This window comes from Variibacter gotjawalensis, assembly GCF_002355335.1.
GTDB classification, from domain to species: Bacteria; Pseudomonadota; Alphaproteobacteria; order Rhizobiales; family Xanthobacteraceae; genus Variibacter; species Variibacter gotjawalensis.
Genome location: NZ_AP014946.1, coordinates 385,612 through 402,811, shown reverse-complemented (window position 1 = coordinate 402,811; position 17,200 = coordinate 385,612). Strand labels below are relative to the sequence as shown.

Here is a 17,200-nt window from a genome sequence, read left to right as displayed (position 1 = left end):
GGCCGGGCAGCATGCTACACCACCGGCGGTTTTGCTTTTAAGGCTTTAGGAAAACGGATGAAAGTCCTGTTGCTCGGTTCCGGCGGCCGCGAACATGCCCTGGCCTGGAAAATCGCCGCCAGCCCGCTGGTCGAGCGCTTCTGGTGCGCACCCGGCAATGCCGGTATCGCGCAAGAGGCCGAGTGTGTGCCGCTCGATCTGACGGATCATGCGGCCGTCATCCGTTTCGCGAAGGAGAATGCGGTCGATTTCGTCGTGGTTGGCCCGGACAATCCGCTAGTCGCCGGAATGGTCGACGACCTCGAAGCCGCCGGGATCAAAGCGTTCGGCCCCGTAAAGGCGGCGGCTCAGCTTGAGGGGTCGAAGGGCTTCACCAAGGACCTCTGCCGCGAGTTCGGCATTCCGACCGCCGCCTATGAGCGGTTCACTGACGCGGCGGCTGCCAAGCGTTACATCGCTGAGAAGGGCGCGCCGATCGTCGTGAAGGCGGACGGACTCGCGCTCGGCAAGGGTGTTGTCGTCGCGCAGACGCTCGATGAGGCCAATGCTGCGATCGACATGATGTTCGGCGGCGGTTTCGGGTCGGCCGGCAGCGAAGTCGTGGTCGAGGAATTTCTGACGGGCGAAGAGGTGTCCTTCTTCGCGCTGTGCGACGGTGAGAACGCGCTGCCGCTCGGCTCCGCGCAGGATCACAAGCGCGCCTTCGATGGCGACGAAGGTCCGAACACGGGCGGCATGGGCGCGTACGGTCCGGTTCCGGTCTTCACCGAAGCGCTGGCGAAGAGTGCGATGGACGACTTTGTGCTGCCGACGCTGCGCGCGATGAAGCAGCGCGGCGCGCCGTTCAAGGGCATTCTCTATCTCGGTCTGATGCTGACGCCGCAGGGTCCGAAGCTGATCGAGTACAACGTCCGCTTCGGCGATCCCGAGTGTCAGGTGCTGATGCTGCGGTTGAAGTCGGACCTGCTGCCGGCGCTGATCGCGGCGCGCGACGGCGGCCTGAAGACGATGAATCTTCGCTGGTCGGACGAGCCTGCGCTCACGGTCGTCATGGCGACAAGGGGCTACCCGGGCGAATACCGCAAAGGCTCCGTCATCCGCGGCCTCGACGCGGCAAATGGCGACGGCGTGATGGTCTTTCACGCCGGTACGGCGATCCGCGATGGCGCGGTGGTGGCGAATGGCGGCCGCGTGCTCAACGTCTCGGCGACCGGCAAGACGATCGCGGAGGCCCGGGATCGCGCTTATGCGGCGGTCGCCAAGATCGATTGGCCGGAAGGGTTTTGCCGCAACGACATCGGCTGGCGCGCGCTGCAAAGCTAGAGGTGGCTCACTATCTTGCGGATGCCGTATTCGCGGCGTTTGATAGGGTTTCTGTTGAACCGGAGGCGAACGATGCTGCGCTTGATCACGCTTTCGCTGACTGCCGCGCTGCTGTCCTCGGCCGCGGTGGCACAATCCGCCGACAGCAGCGAGAACGGCCGCTTCACGATGAGCCAGATTGGCGGCGATATGCTGCGGCTCGATACCCGCACGGGCCAGGTCTCCCAGTGTAGCCGGGGGATGGCCGGGTGGACCTGCATGGCCGTGCCTGACGAGCGCGTCGCGCTGGAAAAAGAGATCGGGCGGCTGCAGACCGATTTGCTGGCCATGCGCCGGCGCCTGACCGAACTCGAAGCCGCAAAGAAAGAGACCGCGCAGAAGCCGGACGATCTCAAGCTGCCGACCGATGCCGAGCTCGATCGCGTGATGACCTTCATGGAGAAGGTTTGGAAGCGGTTAATCGATATGGTGCAAGGCACGCCGATCGAGAAAAAATCCTGATGCGGCTGTCTTCCGTGCGGGTCGCAACCGCGAATGTGGTTGCGTCCGCAACTTTAACGCTGGAAACGCGCGGGCAAGGCTTCACGGACATCACGCGAGAAGCGCGCGCTTTCCTGAGCGATGCGGAAGGCCGTGATGGCGTGTTGGTCGCCTTTATTCGTCACACATCGGCGTCGCTGACGATCCAGGAGAACGCCGACCCCGACGTGCGCATCGACTTGCTTACCGCGCTCGAACGTCTAGCGCCCGCGAATGCCGGGTGGGTGCATACGACCGAGGGGCCGGACGATATGCCGGCGCACATCAAGACGATGCTCAGCGATGTCAGCGTCGCGATACCGGTGGGTGACGGCAAATTGTCGCTGGGCACTTGGCAAGGCCTTTACCTGATCGAGCACAGAACCGCGCCGCATCGGCGCGAAGTGATCTTTCAGTTCGTCGGATCGCGCTAACCTTGTTGCGACGCAAAATCGGAAGCGCTTGAAAGACGTGCGCTTTTTCTAGCGCAACGCTTGCCCGCGTGTTTAAGCTTGCGTCGATGGCGAGCGCCGAACCACATCACCGTTTGATTATCGCGGACGATCACCCGCTCTTCCGCGGCGCGTTGCGCGCGGCGGTGAGCGGGCTGTTGCCGCAGGCCGAGATTGCGGAGGCGGGCTCGCTCGACGAAGCCGCGCGGCATCTCGACGCCGGCGCCGATATCGATCTCGTCCTCCTCGATCTTTCGATGCCGGGTGTCCGCGGGTTCTCGGGGCTGATGTATCTGCGCGCGCAATATCCGGCGGTGCCGATCGTTGTCGTTTCCGGCAACGACGATCCGACCGTGATCGCGCGCTGCATGGAGTTCGGCGCGTCCGGGTTTATTCCGAAGACGGTCGGTCTGGACGTGATGCGTGAGGCGGTCGACCGTGTGCTCGCGGGCGAAGTCTGGACGCCTCCGAACATCGTGCCCCGGCGCGGCGAGGGCGATCGCGAAACCGAAGATCTTCTGGCGCGGATCGGGTCACTGACGCCGCAGCAAATGCGCGTGCTGATGATGCTGGGCGAAGGCTTGCTCAATAAGCAGATCGCGCACGAGCTTGCCGTCTCTGAAGCGACCGTGAAAGCGCATGTGTCGGCTATCCTGCAGAAGCTGCGCGTCGACAGCCGCACGCAAGCCGTTATCGCACTTTCGAAAATCGAAGGCATGCCGTCGGTGGCGGCGGACGGCTGATCATTCCGCGGCGGCGCGGCTGAGCATCCACTGATTGAGCAGAGCGCGCAGCGCTGCGGGCTTCACGGGTTTGTTGAGCAGCACGATGTTGCGTGCCTTGGCTTGATCACGCACGGCCTGCGTGCGATCGGCTGTAATCAGAATCGCCGGAATGTCGGCGCCGTAGCGCCAGCGCAGCTCCATGATGGCGTCGATGCCGTTACCATCGTCGAGATGGTAGTCGACGAGAAGCCCGGTAAGTTGGCCGCGCACTGCGTTGATCTCTGAAATAGCCGCCTCAAGATCCGGCGCGATCATCACGTCGCAGCCCCAGCCGGACAACATCGTGCGCATGCCGTCGAGGATCTTCGGTTCGTTGTCGATGCAGAGCACGCGTGCGCCGCGGAGGTTGCCGATTTCTTCGGAGAGGCGCGGGGGTTCGGCCGCAGCGCTTGCCGCCGCCTTGGCGGCACGCGGCAGCGTGACGGAGAAGCGCGAGCCTTGGCCGACCTTCGACTCGGTGCGCACCGTGTGGCCGAGCACTTTCGCAATGCGGTCAACGATCGAGAGGCCAAGGCCCAAACCTTGGGCGACGCGCGCGCCGCGATCCAGGCGATGAAATTCGCGGAAGATCGCGCGCAATTGCGAGCGCGGAATGCCGACGCCGGTGTCGTAAACGCAGATCGTGACGGTCTGTCCTTGGCGGCGGCACCCGACCAAGATGCTACCTTTCACCGTGTATTTGATGGCGTTCGAGATGAGATTCTGCAGCAGTCGCCGCAACAGATGACGGTCCGACGAGATCGCGAGCGAACTCGGCACGACGTGAATGGTGAGGCCTTTCTCCTTTGCGGCGGGCGCGAATTCGAGTTCGAGCTGCCGCAGCAGATCGCCGATCGCGAATGTAGTGATGTCCGGCTTCATTGCACCGGCATCAAGGCGCGAGATATCGAGCAGTGTGCCGAGGATTTCCTCGACGGCTTCGAGGGATGCATCGGCGTTCTGCGCGAGGCGGCCGTCCTCGCCATCGTGGCTGCGCTCTTTCAGGCTCGTGACGTAAAGCCGCGCGGCATTGAGCGGCTGCAGAATGTCGTGGCTGGCCGCCGCGAGGAAACGCGTCTTCGAGATGTTGGCGTCGTCGGCCTCGGCCTTGGCACGGCCGAGCGCGATGTTGAGTTGCGTCAGCTGCTCGGTGCGTTCGCGCACGCGGCCTTCGAGCGTTTCGTTCGAGCGTTCCAGCGCGTCGGCGGCTTCAACACTGTCGGTGATATCGGTGAGCGTCACGACGATGCCGTCGTCCGGCATGCGGTTGGTGCGCGCTTCGATGACGAGGCCGCGCTCCGGGAAGCGCTCGACGAACGGCTCAGCGACCGCGACGTAACGCATGACGCGCTCGCGCACGGCACGTTCACGCTCGGCGACATCGCCCGCGACGGGCGCTGCGGCTTGGAGGATTTCCTCGATGCTTTCGCCGACGCGGACACGCTCGGGCGGGACGTCGAGGGTTTCGCCGAACTGCCGGTTCCAGCAGACAAGCCGCAAGTCCTTGTCGAAGACGCCGATGCCTTGCCGCATATGGTCGAGCGCGGTCTGCAGGACCTCGCGATTGTAGTGGATCGCGGCGCTCGCTTCGTCGAGCAGCTTGAATGCGGCTTCGGTCGAAACCGCGCGCTTACGCAGGAGCAGCGAGAGAACTAGGCGCGATGAAGCGGCGCCGATCGCGGAGGCAAGCAGGTGCTCGGCGTGACGCAACAGATGGATATCGGCTTCGTGATCCGGCTCGACGGTAATGCGGCGCATCTGCGCGAAGTTCGCGAAGGACGCTTCCGTGCGCTCTTCGCCGAGATAGCGCGACACAGTCGCGGCAAGTTCGCCGACGGTCACGGACGAACGCCAAAGGCGGAAGCTTTGCGGACTCGGCTCGCGATCGTGACGCACGAAGAAGCTTGCCTGCACGCGCTCGATCGCGGCGGGCGCGCGGTGCAGCGAGAATGCGACATAGGCCAAGATGTTGAGGGATAAACTCCAGACAACGCCGTGCACCAGCGGCGGAAGATCGAGTGAGAACAAGCTCTGCGGGCGCAAAAAGGGAATGCCGAACAGACCGTGTTTGACGATGTTGCCGACGGTCTCACCGGCATCCGCAAAACTCGGCAGCATCAGCGTATAAGCCCAGACCGCGATGCCGACGACCATGCCGGCGATGGCGCCGCGTGCCGTCCCGCGCGTCCAGATCAGGCCGCCGAAGAAAGCCGGCGCGAGTTGCGCGATCGCCGCGAAGGAGAGAAGGCCGATGGACGCGAGCTGCGCATCGCCGGAAACGAGATAGTAGACGTAGGCCAGGAACAGGATCGAGAAGATAGCGACGCGGCGAATACCGAGTAGGAGAGCGCCGACGTCCGAGTTATCGTTGATGCCGGCGCGGCGTTTGAGCACGATCGGCATCACGATGTCGTTCGACACCATGATGGCGAGCGCAACTGTCTCGACGATTACCATCGCGGTCGCGGCAGAGAGTCCACCGATGAATGCGGTGAGCGTGAGGAGTTCGGAGCCGGCCGCGAGCGGCAGCGCAAGCACGAACATGTCGCTGTCGATGCCGGAGTTCGGCAGCAGCAAAAGACCGGCGAGCGCGATCGGCAACACGAAGATATTGATCAGCACCAGGTACAGCGGAAAAAGCCAGGCGGCGCGGCGGATTTCCGCTTCGCTTTGGTTCTCGACGACCATCACGTGGAATTGGCGCGGCAGCAGCACGATCGCGATCGCGGACAGTAGCGTCATCGTCAGCACTTCGCCGAACGGCGGCTGACTAGTGACGACACGTGCAATGTCCGGCCGTTCGAGTGCTTGCGAAATCAAAGCGGTCGGGCCGCTGAACAGCACGAAGGTGACGAAGGTTCCAACCGCGAGGAACGCAAAGAGCTTAACGAGCGACTCGGTCGCAACAGCGAGCATCAGGCCTTGTTGATGTTCCGTTGCGTCGGTGTGACGCGTGCCGAACAGCACCGCGAAAGCCGCCATCGCGAAAGCGACGTAGAAGGCGAGGTCACCGACCATCGATTGCGATGTCGCAGCGTGGCCGAGGATCGTCGTCAGCGAAGCCGAGACGGCTTTGAGCTGCAGCGCTATGTAGGGGATCGATCCGACGATGGCGATCAGCGCGACGATGGCGGCGACCGCTTGGCCTTTGCCGTAGCGGGCCGCGATGAAATCGGCCGTCGATGTGATGTTGTGGGCTTTGGCGAGCCGGACGATGCGCATCACCAGCGGGAAGCCGAGGCCGACGACGAGGACCGGGCCGATATAGATCGTCAGGAAGTCCCAGCCGGTGCGCGATGCACGGCCAACCGAGCCGAAGAAGGTCCAGGAGGTGCAGTAGATCGCGAGCGAGAGCGGATAGATGAGGGTGCGCGAGCGCATGAACCGGTTGCCGAGCCGATCGCCATAACTCGCGATCAGGAACAGCAGGCCGATGTAGAACAAGGCGGCAAAGATGACGCTCCAGCCTTGAAGCACGTTTCCCCCGGGTTGTGCTCGAGCTTAGCACGCGGGCAGGGGCTTTCGCGACTCGTGCGCAGGCCGCAAAAACCTCCCGCTTTGGGCGGGAGGCTTAGGGTTAGCGCAAGCGCGCGGCGCTCAGCTGCCGCCGACTTTGCCCTCGATGATGTCGCCGAAGCGTTCCCAGGTCTCGCCTTTGAACTTCATCAGCTGCATCTGTTCGTAGACGTAGTAGTCGGTTGGGCTGGTGTTGGCTTTGATGCCTGGCAGCGCCAACGGGAGCACGAGATCTTTTAAGTTGGCGGCTTCTTTCATGACGTTGGCGCGGGTGAGGTCGTCGCCCGCCTGCTTCAGCGTCTGCACCAGCGTTTGCGCGACCGAGTAGCCATACACGGTGAAGACGTTCAGCTTGTCGCCATCCGGATAGTATTTGTCCATGAAGGCTGCCCAATCCTTCATGCTTGGATCGTCTTTCCATGCCGGGTCTGTGGCTTCCTTGAGGTAGCCCGCCGATATGATGTCTTGGCTGGCCTCGAAACCGGCCGGCTTGAGCACACTGCCGATCGAAACCGAGATGTTGTTGAGGAACTGCGCCGGCTTCCAACCGATCTCATGTGCCTTCTTGATCGCTTGCGCCGAAAATTTCGGCGTCGAAATATTGACGAAGACATCAGCGCCAGAAGCCTTGAGCGTGATGACTTGCGAGTCGACGGTCGCTTCTGTGACTTCATACGGCTGCTCGGAGACGACCAGTGCTTCGGCCTTGTCGCCGAAACCGTCCTTGAGGCCCTTCAGGTAGTCCTTACCGAAATCGTCGTTCTGATAGAGGATGCCGACCTTCGCATTCGGGAAGTTCTTCAGGATGTACGCCGCGTAGATGCGCGCCTCGCTCTGATAAGTCGGCTGCCAGCCCATCGTCCACGGGAAGTTCTTTGGGTCGCCCCACTTGGTCGCGCCGGTTGCGACGAAAAGCTGAGGTACTTTCTTTGCGTTCAGATATTTTTGGATCGCGGTGTTCGACGGTGTGCCGAGCGGGTTGAGAACAAGAGTACTTCGTCGCTCTCGATCAGCTTGCGCGTTTGCTCGACGGCCTTCGGCGGCGAGTAGCCGTCATCGTAGCTGATGAACTTGATCTTGCGGCCGTTGATGCCACCTTCAGCGTTGACCTTGTTGAAATAGGCTTCGATCGTTTTCCCGATCGAGCCGTAGGCCGAAGCCGGACCGGAATATGGACCGATGTGGCCGATCTTGATTTCGGTGTCGGTCGCGCCTGTGTCGTACTTTTTTTGCGCCGATGCGGGCGTCGCTAAAATCACAGCAGATGCGCAGAGCACACCGCTCCACTTCAATAGATTTATCATAATCACTCCCTTGCGTCCTGCCTAACGACAGGACTTTCGAGCGGCATTGCCGCAGAGTCGGGAGCGTAAGCAGTCGTTCGTGAATCGCAAGAGACGGGCGATTGCGCTTTGATAATTTGCGATGCGCACAGCGCATAAAAAACCTCCCGCCGTGAAGCGGGAGGTTGTGTTTTCAATCTTGGCGCGAAGCGATCAGCTGCCGCCGACCTTGCCTTCGATGATCTCGCCGAAGCGATCCCAGCTCTCGCCCTTGAACTTCATGAGCTGCATTTGTTCGAAGACATAGAAGTCGGTCGGGCTGGTGTTGATCTTGATGCCCGGCAGCGCCAGCGGAAGGATAACATCCTTCAGGTTGGCGGCTTCCTTCATGACGTTGGCGCGGGTGAGGTTGTCGCCTGCCTGCTTCAACGTCTGAACGAGCGTCTGAGCGACCGAGTAGCCGTACAGCGTGTTGCTGGAGAGCTTGTCGCCGTCCGGATAGTACTTATCCATGAAGGCGTTCCAATCCTTCATGCCGGCGTCATCCTTCCAGGCCTGATCGGTCGAGTCCTTCAAGTAGGTCGCCGAGATGATGTCCTGACCGGCTTGATAGCCGGCTGGCTTCATCACGCCGCCGACCGAGACCGACACGTTGGTGAGGAAGTGCGTCGGCTTCCAACCGATTTCGTGCGCCTTCTTGATCGACTGCGCGGCGAACTTCGGCGTCGTGAAGTTGAGCAGAAGGTCCGCACCCGCGGCCTTCAGGTTGATGACCTGCGAGTCGACGGTCGGGTCAGTCACTTCGTACGGCTGCTCGGAAACGATCAGCGATTTCGCCTTGTCGCCGAGACCGTCTTTGATGCCCTTGAGGTAGTCCTTACCGAAGTCGTCGTTCTGGTAGAGAATGCCGATCTTCGCGTTCGGGAAATTCTTGAGGATGTAGGCGGCGTAAATCTTCGCCTCGCTCTGATAGGTCGGCTGCCAGCCCATCGTCCACGGGAAGTTCTTCGGATCGCCCCACTTGGTGGCGCCGGTCGCGACGAAGAGCTGTGGCACCTTCTTCGCGTTCAGATATTTCTGGATCGCGGTGTTCGATGGCGTGCCGAGCGGGTTGAAGACGACGAGGACTTCGTCGCTCTCGACGAGCTTGCGGACCTGCTCGACGGCCTTCGGCGGCGAGTAGCCATCGTCGTAGGTGATGAACTTGATTTTGCGGCCGTTGATCCCACCTTCAGCATTCACTTTGTTGAAGTAGGCTTCGATCGTCTTGCCGATCGAACCGTAAGCGGAGGCCGGCCCCGAATACGGCATGATGTTGCCGATCTTGATTTCGGTGTCGGTCGCGCCGGTGTCGTATTTTTTCTGTGCGAGCGCGGGTGTCGCGGCGAGCACCGCGGAGGCAACGAGCGCCCCACCCCATTTGGTCAGAAGCTTCATGTTCTCTCCCTCGAACGCTGCCTCTCACGGGCAGGATTTTCGTGCGGCAACTGCCGCGTATGGGAGATGGTAGGCTCTCGCTTATAAGTTGCAAGCGCCTAACGTTCGCGCTGCGAAACTTTGGTGTGATCGTTAATTGGCGCGGACGAAGGCGGTGCCGTCGATCACCAGAATGCGGCCGCCTTCTACGGCGCGAAACTGGACCTGATAGGTCTTAGGCTTTCCCTCCATATCGGAGAAATTCATGCTCCAGTTGTCGGGCATCGTGAACGTTCCCTCGGATTTCGCCTGCGAGACCTTGGTCTGTCCGCCGGACGAATTCGCCGCCGCGATGTGCCATTTGTAGGTTTGGCCGGAGAAAACGTATTCCTGACCGGACGAATATGTGCTCATGCCGGCATTCGCGCCAGTGTAGCGGTTCACGTAAAAGGTATTGGCCGAGAAATTGGTCGTCCATTTGCCCGGCAGATCGGCCGGAGCGACCGCGAATTTGTTGTAGGTGCCCATGCCGCGAATGCGGTTAAAGATCGCCGTGTCAGTGTATGGGTCCTTGTTCACTTTCTCGACGTCGATGCCGAATTCGCGAACGAACGTCTCGCGATCCGGCAGAATGACTTCGATCCAGCCGCTGTCGGCTTGGTTGAAGATCGACACGAAGTGCGCGCGGCCTGTCGCGGCGTCCGTGACTTCGCCTTGGCTCAGATAGGGCCGCTGATACGTGAGCACGCTGCCCATGGTTTTGTAGTTGCGCAGATCGCGGTAGCGCGGCGCGACGAGCGTGTCCCACGCGGCATTCGCCATGACGTCCGGGTCGGTGTTGCGGGCTTTAACGTCGGCCGGATAGTGGAGGAGGACTCTGATGTCGCCTTTGCTCGCCTCGACCCATTTGGGTTGAACGGTGCTGACCCAGCCGTCGTCGAAATTTGTCCGCGTGAATTGAAAGCCGCCATGGCTCGCGGTCGCCGGCGCTTGTTGCGCTGGGGGTTGCTGTGCGGGCGCTGTGTTCTGCGTCAGGCCGTGTTTCGGTTCGGGATCGTCGATGAAAAGCGCCAGCAGCGCGATCAATAAGCCGCCACCGATGATGTAGACAAACCACTTGCGCTGCATGGCCTTGCGTGTCGCCCCAGACAAAGACGCGACACGCTAATGCAATCGCCGGGGGCTGTCAGCCGGACTTCTGCTTCCGGAGGGCCAGCCGGTATGCGACAATTTTGATCAGCCCGGCGAGCCCGAACGGCATGACGTAGATGACGAAGAGCAGAATGATTCCGTAGACGGCTTGCGCCAAATTCTTCGAAATGTGCTCGGCGATATTGGGTGCGAAGACCGCGAACAATCCGCCGAACAGCGCGCCCGGGATCAAGCCGACACCGCCGACGACGAGGCCGACGAACAGCGTGACGGCAAGGCCGAACGTGAAGCTATCCGGTGCGACAAAGGCGACGGCGACAGCGCCGAGAGCGCCCGCGATGCCGGTATACATCGCGCTGACACCGAAGGTCAGCGTCTTGTAGAGCGAGATGTTGATGCCCATCGACCGTGCCGCGATCGGGTTGTCGCGGATAGCGCGCATGGCGCGGCCCGTGCGGCTGTTGACCAGGAACACGGCGCATGCGGTCAGCGCGATCGCGATGGTCAACGACAGCAGATAGAACCATTGGTCGGACGATAAGGGTAGCCCGAAGGGTGCGTCGGGTTTGATCAGCACAATGCCTTGAACGCCGCCGGTCCAATGCTCGAAGAACGAGAGTTTGAGAATCTGCGGCGTCGCGATGGCGAGCGCGAACGTCGCGAGCGCGAGATAAATACTGTCGAGGCGCAACGCCGGAAGTCCGAAGAGATAGCCGAAGACGAAGCAGACGACCGCGGCGATCGGGATCGTCCAATAAAACTCCATCCCGCCGTGCTCCATCAGGATCGCGGCCGTGTAAGCGCCGAGACCGTAGAAGGCACTATGGCCGAGCGAGAATTGGCCATTGAAGCCGGTCAGCAGGTTGAGACCGAGGATGGCGATTGCGTACACGATCGCCAGCGTCATTTGGAAGATGACGAAGTTCTTGGCGACGAAGGGCAACGTCAACGCGACGATCAGGCCGAGGATGATAGAGGCCTTGTACCACGTGCTGATCGGCAGTCCGAACAGAAGCGGATCCGGCGGCGGTTCTGCCGCGGTGTTGACGGTTTTGAGCGAGGGCAAGTCTTGATGCTGCATGGACTACACCCGCGTCGTGATGCGTTGGCCGAAGAGGCCGCTTGGCCGGATCGTCAGCACCGCGATGATCAATGCCAGCGCGATGGTGAGTTTTAGTTCGCGGCCGAGATTGCCGAGGAACGTGCCGGCGAGATTCTCGATGATGCCGACCATGAAGCCACCGAGAACGGCACCGCCCGGACTGGTCAATCCGCCGACGACGGCGCCGGCGAAGCCGTAGAGCAGGATCGACAACATCATTTGCGGCTCGAGAAAGACGATCGGCGCGATCATGATGCCGGCAACGGCGCCGATGGCGGCCGCCATGCCCCAACCGAGCGCGATCATCCAGGAAACGCGCACGCCGACGAGACGCGCCGAATCCGGGTTAGCCGCGGCAGCGCGCATCGCAAGACCGATGCGCGTGTAGCGGAAGAAGAGGAAGAGCAGGATCAGCAGGATCAGCGTCACACCGATCATTCCGGCCGCGTGCGACGAGATGATCGGCATGCCCATGAAGGGGCCGGTGCCGAACGGGCTCGGGAAACTCTTGACGTTGTAGTCCCAGATCCAGCCCGCGAGCGAGTTGATGATCGCAAACAGCGCGATGAAGCCGACGACGTGGCTGAGCACCGGAGCGCCATCGAGCGGTTTGAAAACGATGCGCTCAATCAGAATGCCGGCGATGAACGAGATTCCGATCGTCGCGAAGAAGGCGAACCAATAAGGCATACCCCATTGCAACAGCTGCCAGGCGATGAAGGTCGAGAACATCGCCATTTCGCCTTGCGCGAAATTGAGATGGTCGATGGCCTGATAGATCATCACGACGGCGAGTGCGACGCAGGCGTAGATCGCTCCGGTCGCGAGCCCAGCCAGCACTTGTTGGAAGAAGAGTTCCATGGGCCAGCTCCCTCAATAACCCAGATACGCTTTGCGTACGGTGTCGTCATTCGCGATCTCATTCGCGGGTCCGGATAAAACGATCCGGCCGGTCTCCAGGAGATACGCGTGGTCGGCGAGTTCGAGCGCCATTGCGGCATTCTGCTCGACGACGAGCATCGAGACTTTTTCCTCACGGTTCAGTTTGCCGAGGATGCGGAACATTTCCTCGACGACGAGCGGCGCGAGGCCGAAGGACGGTTCGTCAAGCAGCAAAAGTTTCGGCCGCAGCATCATGGCGCGGCTGATCGCAAGCATCTGCTGCTCGCCGCCCGAAAGCGTACCGGCCTGCTGCGCGCGGCGCTCCGCGAGGCGCGGGAAATAGGCGAAGCAGCGCTGAATGTCCTGGTCGATCTCCGTCTTGCTCGACCGCGTGATCGCGCCGAGCTGGAGGTTTTCTTCGACTGTCATGCGCGTGAATGTGCCGCGGCCTTCCGGAACATGCGCGACGCCAAGACGCACGATATCTTCGGTGGCTTTGCCGACGATCGATGTGTCTTCGAGCGTTGCCGTGCCCGAGACGCGAATCATTCCGCAGAGCGCGCGGAGTGTCGATGTTTTACCGGAACCGTTGGCGCCGAGCAGGCACGTGACCGCGCCTTGACCGATGGTGAAATCGAGACCGTGCAGCACTTGTAGACGGCCGTAAGCACCACGCAAACCTTTGACGTCGAGAAGCGTGCTCATTTCTTGCCGCTCCCAAGATAGGCGCGGATGACGTCCGGATTGGCTTGCACCTCGGCGGGCGTGCCTTCGGCGATCTTGCGGCCGAAATCGAGCGCGACGACACGGTCGGAGACCGACATCACCAGCGACATGTGATGTTCGACCAGCAGGATCGTGACGCCACGTTCATCGCGGATGCGCTTGAACAGGATGCCGAGGTCGCCGACTTCGTCATGCGTCAAGCCGGCGGCGGGTTCGTCGAGCAGAAGCAGCTTCGATCGTGCCGCGAGGGCGCGGGCGAGTTCGACGCGCTTCTGCGTGCCGGTCGGCAGATCGGTGACCATGCGATAGGCGACGTCGCGCAGGCCAAGCCAATCGATGAGGCCCCAGACTTCGGCGTCGAATTCCTTCGCCTCGCGCACGACCGATGGAAAGCGCAAAGCGTCGGTGAGGAAGTTGCTGCTGCCGCGCGGATGCGTGCCGACGCGGATGTTGTCGAGCACGGACATCTTGCTGAAGAGCGCGAGGTTTTGGAACGTGCGCGTGATGCCGAGCGGCGCGATGCGGTACGATGGTTCGCCGAGGATGCTGCGGCCTTCGAACAGCACATCGCCGGAGGTCGGCGTGTAAAGGCGCGTCAGGCAATTGAACATCGTCGTCTTGCCGGCGCCGTTCGGGCCGATCAGCCCGAGGATCTTGCCCGGCATGATGTCGAACGATACGCCGTCGAGAGCGACGATGCCGCCGAAGCGGATCGTGATGTTGCGGGCCGAGAGGAGTGCGCCATTGGTTGTTGCCGGCGCAATGTTTGTTGCGGTTGCAGCCGTCACGCGGCCACCCTGCAGTTACGGAAGTCCCAACGTTCGGCTTGCGCCGCCGTTCCCCACTTCATCGTTTCTCCCCCAAGTCAGAAACTATGCTCACGTCAAAAAGATAATGAGATCAGTATCGGTCGGCGTCTTATGCGCCGTTGAGTGTAGCTTCTATCGTTCGCGCCACGTTGACAAGGCGCGGGCCGATTTCGCGCTCTAACTTTTCGCGCGTGATTTGGAATGCGGGCGCGCCGCAGTTGAGTGCGAAGACTCCGGATCGATCCGCAGGAACGATTGCGACGCCTACGCCTGATACGTCGTGATGCCAATCGCCGATCGACATCGTGAAGCCGCGCGTCTTCACGTCGCTGATGGCTTGTTCGATGCCGGCGCGAATGTTCGGCCATTCGCTGCCCTCGCGCTTCGCAATGTGTTGCAGCAGCCAGTCACGATCGCGCGGCGGCAGAACTCCGATGATCGCGCGACCTATCGCGCTGGTTGCAAGCGGAAGGCGCGAGCCGAGATCGACGCGCGTCAGCACGCTCTGCGGTCCGCGGCAGTAGTCGACGTAAATGACGTTGAGGCGGTCGCGTGTGCCGAGCGCGACGGACGCGTTGGCGAACTGCGCTAGCTCTTCCATGTAGGGACGCGCGATCTGGCGGATGCGCATATTGGCGAGCGTCGAATAGCCGATCGCCAGCGCGCCGGCGGCGAGCTGGTACTTCCCGATCCGCTCGATGTGATTGAGGTAGCCGAGCTTGGTCAGCGTGTAGGTGAGGCGCGAGACGGTCGGCTTCGGCAGGCCGGTGCGCTGCGCGATGTCGCGGTTGCCGAGAATGCCTTCGGAAGGGGTGAAGGCCCGCAGCACCTCAAGCCCGCGCGCGAGCGAGGTGACGAACTTTCGGTCTTCCGGTTCCGCAGCTGCTTGTTTGCGCCGTTCCGCAGGCGCATCCCACGCCTCAAGGCTATTTTCCACCCGCATCCGTCTCGTGTCCTCCCAGACGGCCGGATCAAAGCGACTTACAAATCGTGAGTCAAATATGCAGAATTGAATTCTGCATTGTGAAATAGAGTTGCGATTGCGGCACGGAGTTCCGCACCGCAACCTTGGATTTCGATTTCAGGCTGTCGCTTCGAACCCGCCGAGAACAGCTGTGAGATTTGGACCGAGTTGGTCGGACAGATAGCCGCCCTCCTGCGTGAACAACGTCGGCAGGCCGATGCGCGCGATCACTTCGCCGGCGCGGCGGAAGCCGTCAGCCGTCACTTTGGCGCCGCCGAACGGATCGTCCGCCGACGCATCGAGACCGAGAGCGATCACGAGGACTTCCGGCGCGTAAGCGCGGATCGTCGCGACTGAGCTTTCGATGGCCGCGACGTAAACGTTGTCGCCGGAGCCGACCGGGATCGGCAGGTTGACGTTAAAGCCTTCGCCGTCACGCTCGCCGCGCTCGTGCGTGTAGCCCCAGAAGAACGGATAGAAACGCGCCGGGTCGGCGTGCACCGACACCGTCAGTACGTCTGAGCGATCGTAGAAAATCGCCTGCGTGCCGTTGCCGTGGTGAATGTCGATGTCGAGGATCGCAACGCGCTCGTGCACGGAGCGCAAATGTGCAGCCGCGATCGCAGTATTGTTGAGAAAGCAATGTCCGCCCGCGAGATCGCGATAGGCATGATGACCGGGCGGGCGGCAAAGCGCGTAAGCGGCACGCTCGCCCTCGATGACGAGTTCGGCGGCTGTGACGGCGACATCTGTCGCGGAGGCGACAGCTTTCCACGTATCAGGGCCAATGCCGCACGCCATGTCCTGCATGAACCAGCCGGCGCGGCCGGTGATCGATTGCGGCATCGTGCCAAAGCCGCGCACCGGATGCACGTTGCCGAGCACTTCGTCCGACGCGTCCTTGAGCGTTTTCCACTCCTCCGCCGCTTCCTCCATGAAGCGCAGATAGTCGACCGAATGAACGGCAAGGCGCGGCCCTTGGCCGAATTTCTGTGATGCGACGATCTCGTGCTTGCCGGCCTTCAGCCCTTGTTCGAGGCGCGTCGCGCGTTCGGGCCGCTCTTCGCCTTGCGCAAATTTGCCGCGCAGGATGAAGCGCTTCGGGTCGTGGCCTTTGTGAAGATCGGTCGTGACGGCTTTCATCGTTTTGCTTTCGGTCGAGAAGTGTCCTGGCCGACGAACCAGTCGTAGATTTGTTCGCCGGTCCAGAAGGCGACGCCGGGCTTGGCGGCGAGATAGCGATAGAGCTTGTCGAGATAGACGAAGCGATGCGGCTGTCCGGAGAGATACGCATGCAGCGGGATCGACATGATCTTGGCGCGCTTCTCGCTCTCTTTGTACAGCTGCTCGAACTGGTCGACGCCGCGATCGTAGAAGTGACGCGCTTCGTGATTCTGCAGCGCCATGATCGTGATGTCGTTCATCTCGAACGTGTAGGGCAGCGTGACCATCCGGCCGCGCTTGGTTTCGACCCATGACGGCTCTTCGTCGTGGACGTAGTCGCCGGTGTATCTGAAGCCGGCCGCCGCGAGATAGTCCGGCGTCTCGAGCGTCTGGCTCATGCCGGGCGCGAGCCAGCCGATCGGTTTCTTCCCGGCGTAGGGCTCAATGGCCGTGATGGTTTTCTGGATGGCGTCACGCTGATCCGCGACGGTCTGCATCGGGCGCTGTTCGTAGCCGTGGGGCAAGAACTCCCAGCCGGCATCGCGGATCGCCTCGGCGATGCGCGGATAGTGCTCGACCATCTGGCCGTTGACGGCTGCCGAGGCCTTCACGCCGAGCTTGGCGAACAGGTCGAAGAAGCGCCAGACGCCGACCCGCATCCCGTATTCGTGCCAGGCCCAGTTCGGCACATCCGGCAAGATCGGCTGCCCCATCGGCGGGGTCAGTACGTTGCGCGGCATCGGCCGAGCGATATCCCACGACTCCAGGTTGACGATGGTCCACACAACCAAGCGGACGCCTTCGGGAAATTGCAGCGGCGGTCGGTCGACGATGGCGGAATAGGGCAGGCGTTCGCGCGGCGTATGAGGCATCGGGTCTCCGTTTCGCGCGATGATGGTGGAAAGCCGGTCAATTGGCCAGATTGGCCGGAACTGCCGTTCGGCCTGGGCGTTATTATGCGTTTCGCCGTCCGGAGCTCCCATCCATGATCAATCTCGTTGCCATTCAACCGCTGGTCGCACTGATCGCGGGGGTTTTGATCCTCATTATGCCGAGGCTGCTGAATTACATCGTGGCGATCTACCTGATCATTGTCGGCATCACGGGTCTTCTCCGCTAACACTTCTG

Annotated in this window: 15 protein-coding genes and 1 pseudogene; 5 read left to right on the top strand and 11 right to left on the bottom strand. The window is 61.7% G+C overall.

All coding sequences use genetic code 11. The features are described 5' to 3' along the window. The first annotated feature begins 57 nt into the window (after nt 1–57). The 4 genes from purD (at nt 58) to GJW30_RS01865 (ending at nt 3,037) form a co-directional block, all read left to right on the top strand. Complete coding sequence (gene purD, locus GJW30_RS01880) at nt 58–1,323, top strand: phosphoribosylamine--glycine ligase (protein ID WP_096350958.1); 1,266 nt, start codon at nt 58–60, stop codon at nt 1,321–1,323. Between the two features lie 72 nt (nt 1,324–1,395). Further along, nucleotides 1,396–1,824, top strand: coding sequence for a hypothetical protein (locus GJW30_RS01875; RefSeq protein WP_096350955.1), 429 nt, complete (start codon nt 1,396–1,398; stop codon nt 1,822–1,824). Then, nucleotides 1,824–2,276 carry a secondary thiamine-phosphate synthase enzyme YjbQ gene (locus GJW30_RS01870; protein WP_096350952.1) on the top strand — a complete coding sequence of 151 codons (453 nt, stop codon included), beginning with the start codon at nt 1,824–1,826 and terminating at the stop codon, nt 2,274–2,276. The genes GJW30_RS01875 and GJW30_RS01870 overlap by 1 nt, the downstream gene beginning before the upstream one ends. A gap of 86 nt (nt 2,277–2,362) precedes the next feature. Then, nucleotides 2,363–3,037: a response regulator transcription factor gene (locus tag GJW30_RS01865; RefSeq protein ID WP_096358600.1), complete on the top strand. Its 675-nt coding sequence runs from the start codon at nt 2,363–2,365 to the stop codon at nt 3,035–3,037. Here the strand turns inward: GJW30_RS01865 and GJW30_RS01860 are convergent, their stop codons facing one another. From GJW30_RS01860 to GJW30_RS01810, 11 genes and pseudogenes are all read right to left on the bottom strand, one after another. Beyond that, the gene (locus GJW30_RS01860) at nt 3,038–6,535 is read right to left on the bottom strand and encodes a hybrid sensor histidine kinase/response regulator (protein ID WP_096350949.1); all 3,498 of its coding nucleotides are present in this window, start codon (nt 6,533–6,535) and stop codon (nt 3,038–3,040) included. 120 nt (nt 6,536–6,655) lie between these two features. Further along, nucleotides 6,656–7,878 (bottom strand): annotated as a pseudogene (locus GJW30_RS01855) (ABC transporter substrate-binding protein). Between the two features lie 192 nt (nt 7,879–8,070). Beyond that, entirely contained in the window at nt 8,071–9,294 is a 1,224-nt protein-coding gene (locus GJW30_RS01850; protein ID WP_096350947.1) for an ABC transporter substrate-binding protein, read from the bottom strand. 132 nt (nt 9,295–9,426) lie between these two features. Beyond that, the gene (locus GJW30_RS01845; RefSeq protein WP_096350944.1) at nt 9,427–10,401 is read right to left on the bottom strand and encodes a hypothetical protein; all 975 of its coding nucleotides are present in this window, start codon (nt 10,399–10,401) and stop codon (nt 9,427–9,429) included. A gap of 58 nt (nt 10,402–10,459) precedes the next feature. Continuing rightward, on the bottom strand, nt 10,460–11,506 hold the full coding sequence (locus GJW30_RS01840; RefSeq protein WP_096350942.1) for a branched-chain amino acid ABC transporter permease: 1,047 nt from the start codon (nt 11,504–11,506) through the stop codon (nt 10,460–10,462). Nucleotides 11,507–11,509: 3 nt separating this feature from the next. Then, nucleotides 11,510–12,388 carry a branched-chain amino acid ABC transporter permease gene (locus tag GJW30_RS01835; protein ID WP_096350940.1) on the bottom strand — a complete coding sequence of 293 codons (879 nt, stop codon included), beginning with the start codon at nt 12,386–12,388 and terminating at the stop codon, nt 11,510–11,512. Between the two features lie 12 nt (nt 12,389–12,400). After that, complete coding sequence (locus GJW30_RS01830) at nt 12,401–13,114, bottom strand: ABC transporter ATP-binding protein (protein ID WP_096350937.1); 714 nt, start codon at nt 13,112–13,114, stop codon at nt 12,401–12,403. Then, the gene (locus GJW30_RS01825; protein WP_430727111.1) at nt 13,111–13,899 is read right to left on the bottom strand and encodes an ABC transporter ATP-binding protein; all 789 of its coding nucleotides are present in this window, start codon (nt 13,897–13,899) and stop codon (nt 13,111–13,113) included. Before GJW30_RS01825 ends, GJW30_RS01830 begins: the two co-directional genes overlap by 4 nt. A gap of 154 nt (nt 13,900–14,053) precedes the next feature. Next, nucleotides 14,054–14,881 carry an IclR family transcriptional regulator gene (locus GJW30_RS01820; protein ID WP_245408622.1) on the bottom strand — a complete coding sequence of 276 codons (828 nt, stop codon included), beginning with the start codon at nt 14,879–14,881 and terminating at the stop codon, nt 14,054–14,056. 144 nt (nt 14,882–15,025) lie between these two features. Further along, complete coding sequence (locus tag GJW30_RS01815; RefSeq protein WP_096350932.1) at nt 15,026–16,051, bottom strand: histone deacetylase family protein; 1,026 nt, start codon at nt 16,049–16,051, stop codon at nt 15,026–15,028. Beyond that, on the bottom strand, nt 16,048–16,944 hold the full coding sequence (locus tag GJW30_RS01810; protein WP_096350928.1) for a polysaccharide deacetylase family protein: 897 nt from the start codon (nt 16,942–16,944) through the stop codon (nt 16,048–16,050). Before GJW30_RS01810 ends, GJW30_RS01815 begins: the two co-directional genes overlap by 4 nt. A gap of 113 nt (nt 16,945–17,057) precedes the next feature. On the opposite strand from GJW30_RS01810, the gene GJW30_RS01805 reads away from it, so the two are divergent. Next, nucleotides 17,058–17,192: a DUF3096 domain-containing protein gene (locus GJW30_RS01805; RefSeq protein WP_096350925.1), complete on the top strand. Its 135-nt coding sequence runs from the start codon at nt 17,058–17,060 to the stop codon at nt 17,190–17,192. The last annotated feature ends 8 nt before the right edge of the window (nt 17,193–17,200 follow it).

Excerpts from the sequence above, each read along its gene's own strand:
- GJW30_RS01850 (WP_096350947.1), bottom strand. The coding sequence starts at position 9,294 with ATGAAGCTTCTGACCAAATGGGGTGGGGCGCTCGTTGCCTCCGCGGTG.
- GJW30_RS01870 (WP_096350952.1), top strand. The coding sequence starts at position 1,824 with ATGCGGCTGTCTTCCGTGCGGGTCGCAACCGCGAATGTGGTTGCGTCC.
- purD (WP_096350958.1), top strand. The coding sequence starts at position 58 with ATGAAAGTCCTGTTGCTCGGTTCCGGCGGCCGCGAACATGCCCTGGCC.
- GJW30_RS01810 (WP_096350928.1), bottom strand. The coding sequence starts at position 16,944 with ATGCCTCATACGCCGCGCGAACGCCTGCCCTATTCCGCCATCGTCGAC.
- GJW30_RS01830 (WP_096350937.1), bottom strand. The coding sequence starts at position 13,114 with ATGAGCACGCTTCTCGACGTCAAAGGTTTGCGTGGTGCTTACGGCCGT.
- GJW30_RS01805 (WP_096350925.1), top strand. The coding sequence starts at position 17,058 with ATGATCAATCTCGTTGCCATTCAACCGCTGGTCGCACTGATCGCGGGG.
- GJW30_RS01875 (WP_096350955.1), top strand. The coding sequence starts at position 1,396 with ATGCTGCGCTTGATCACGCTTTCGCTGACTGCCGCGCTGCTGTCCTCG.
- GJW30_RS01845 (WP_096350944.1), bottom strand. The coding sequence starts at position 10,401 with ATGCAGCGCAAGTGGTTTGTCTACATCATCGGTGGCGGCTTATTGATC.
- GJW30_RS01865 (WP_096358600.1), top strand. The coding sequence starts at position 2,363 with ATGGCGAGCGCCGAACCACATCACCGTTTGATTATCGCGGACGATCAC.
- GJW30_RS01815 (WP_096350932.1), bottom strand. The coding sequence starts at position 16,051 with ATGAAAGCCGTCACGACCGATCTTCACAAAGGCCACGACCCGAAGCGC.
- GJW30_RS01840 (WP_096350942.1), bottom strand. The coding sequence starts at position 11,506 with ATGCAGCATCAAGACTTGCCCTCGCTCAAAACCGTCAACACCGCGGCA.
- GJW30_RS01835 (WP_096350940.1), bottom strand. The coding sequence starts at position 12,388 with ATGGAACTCTTCTTCCAACAAGTGCTGGCTGGGCTCGCGACCGGAGCG.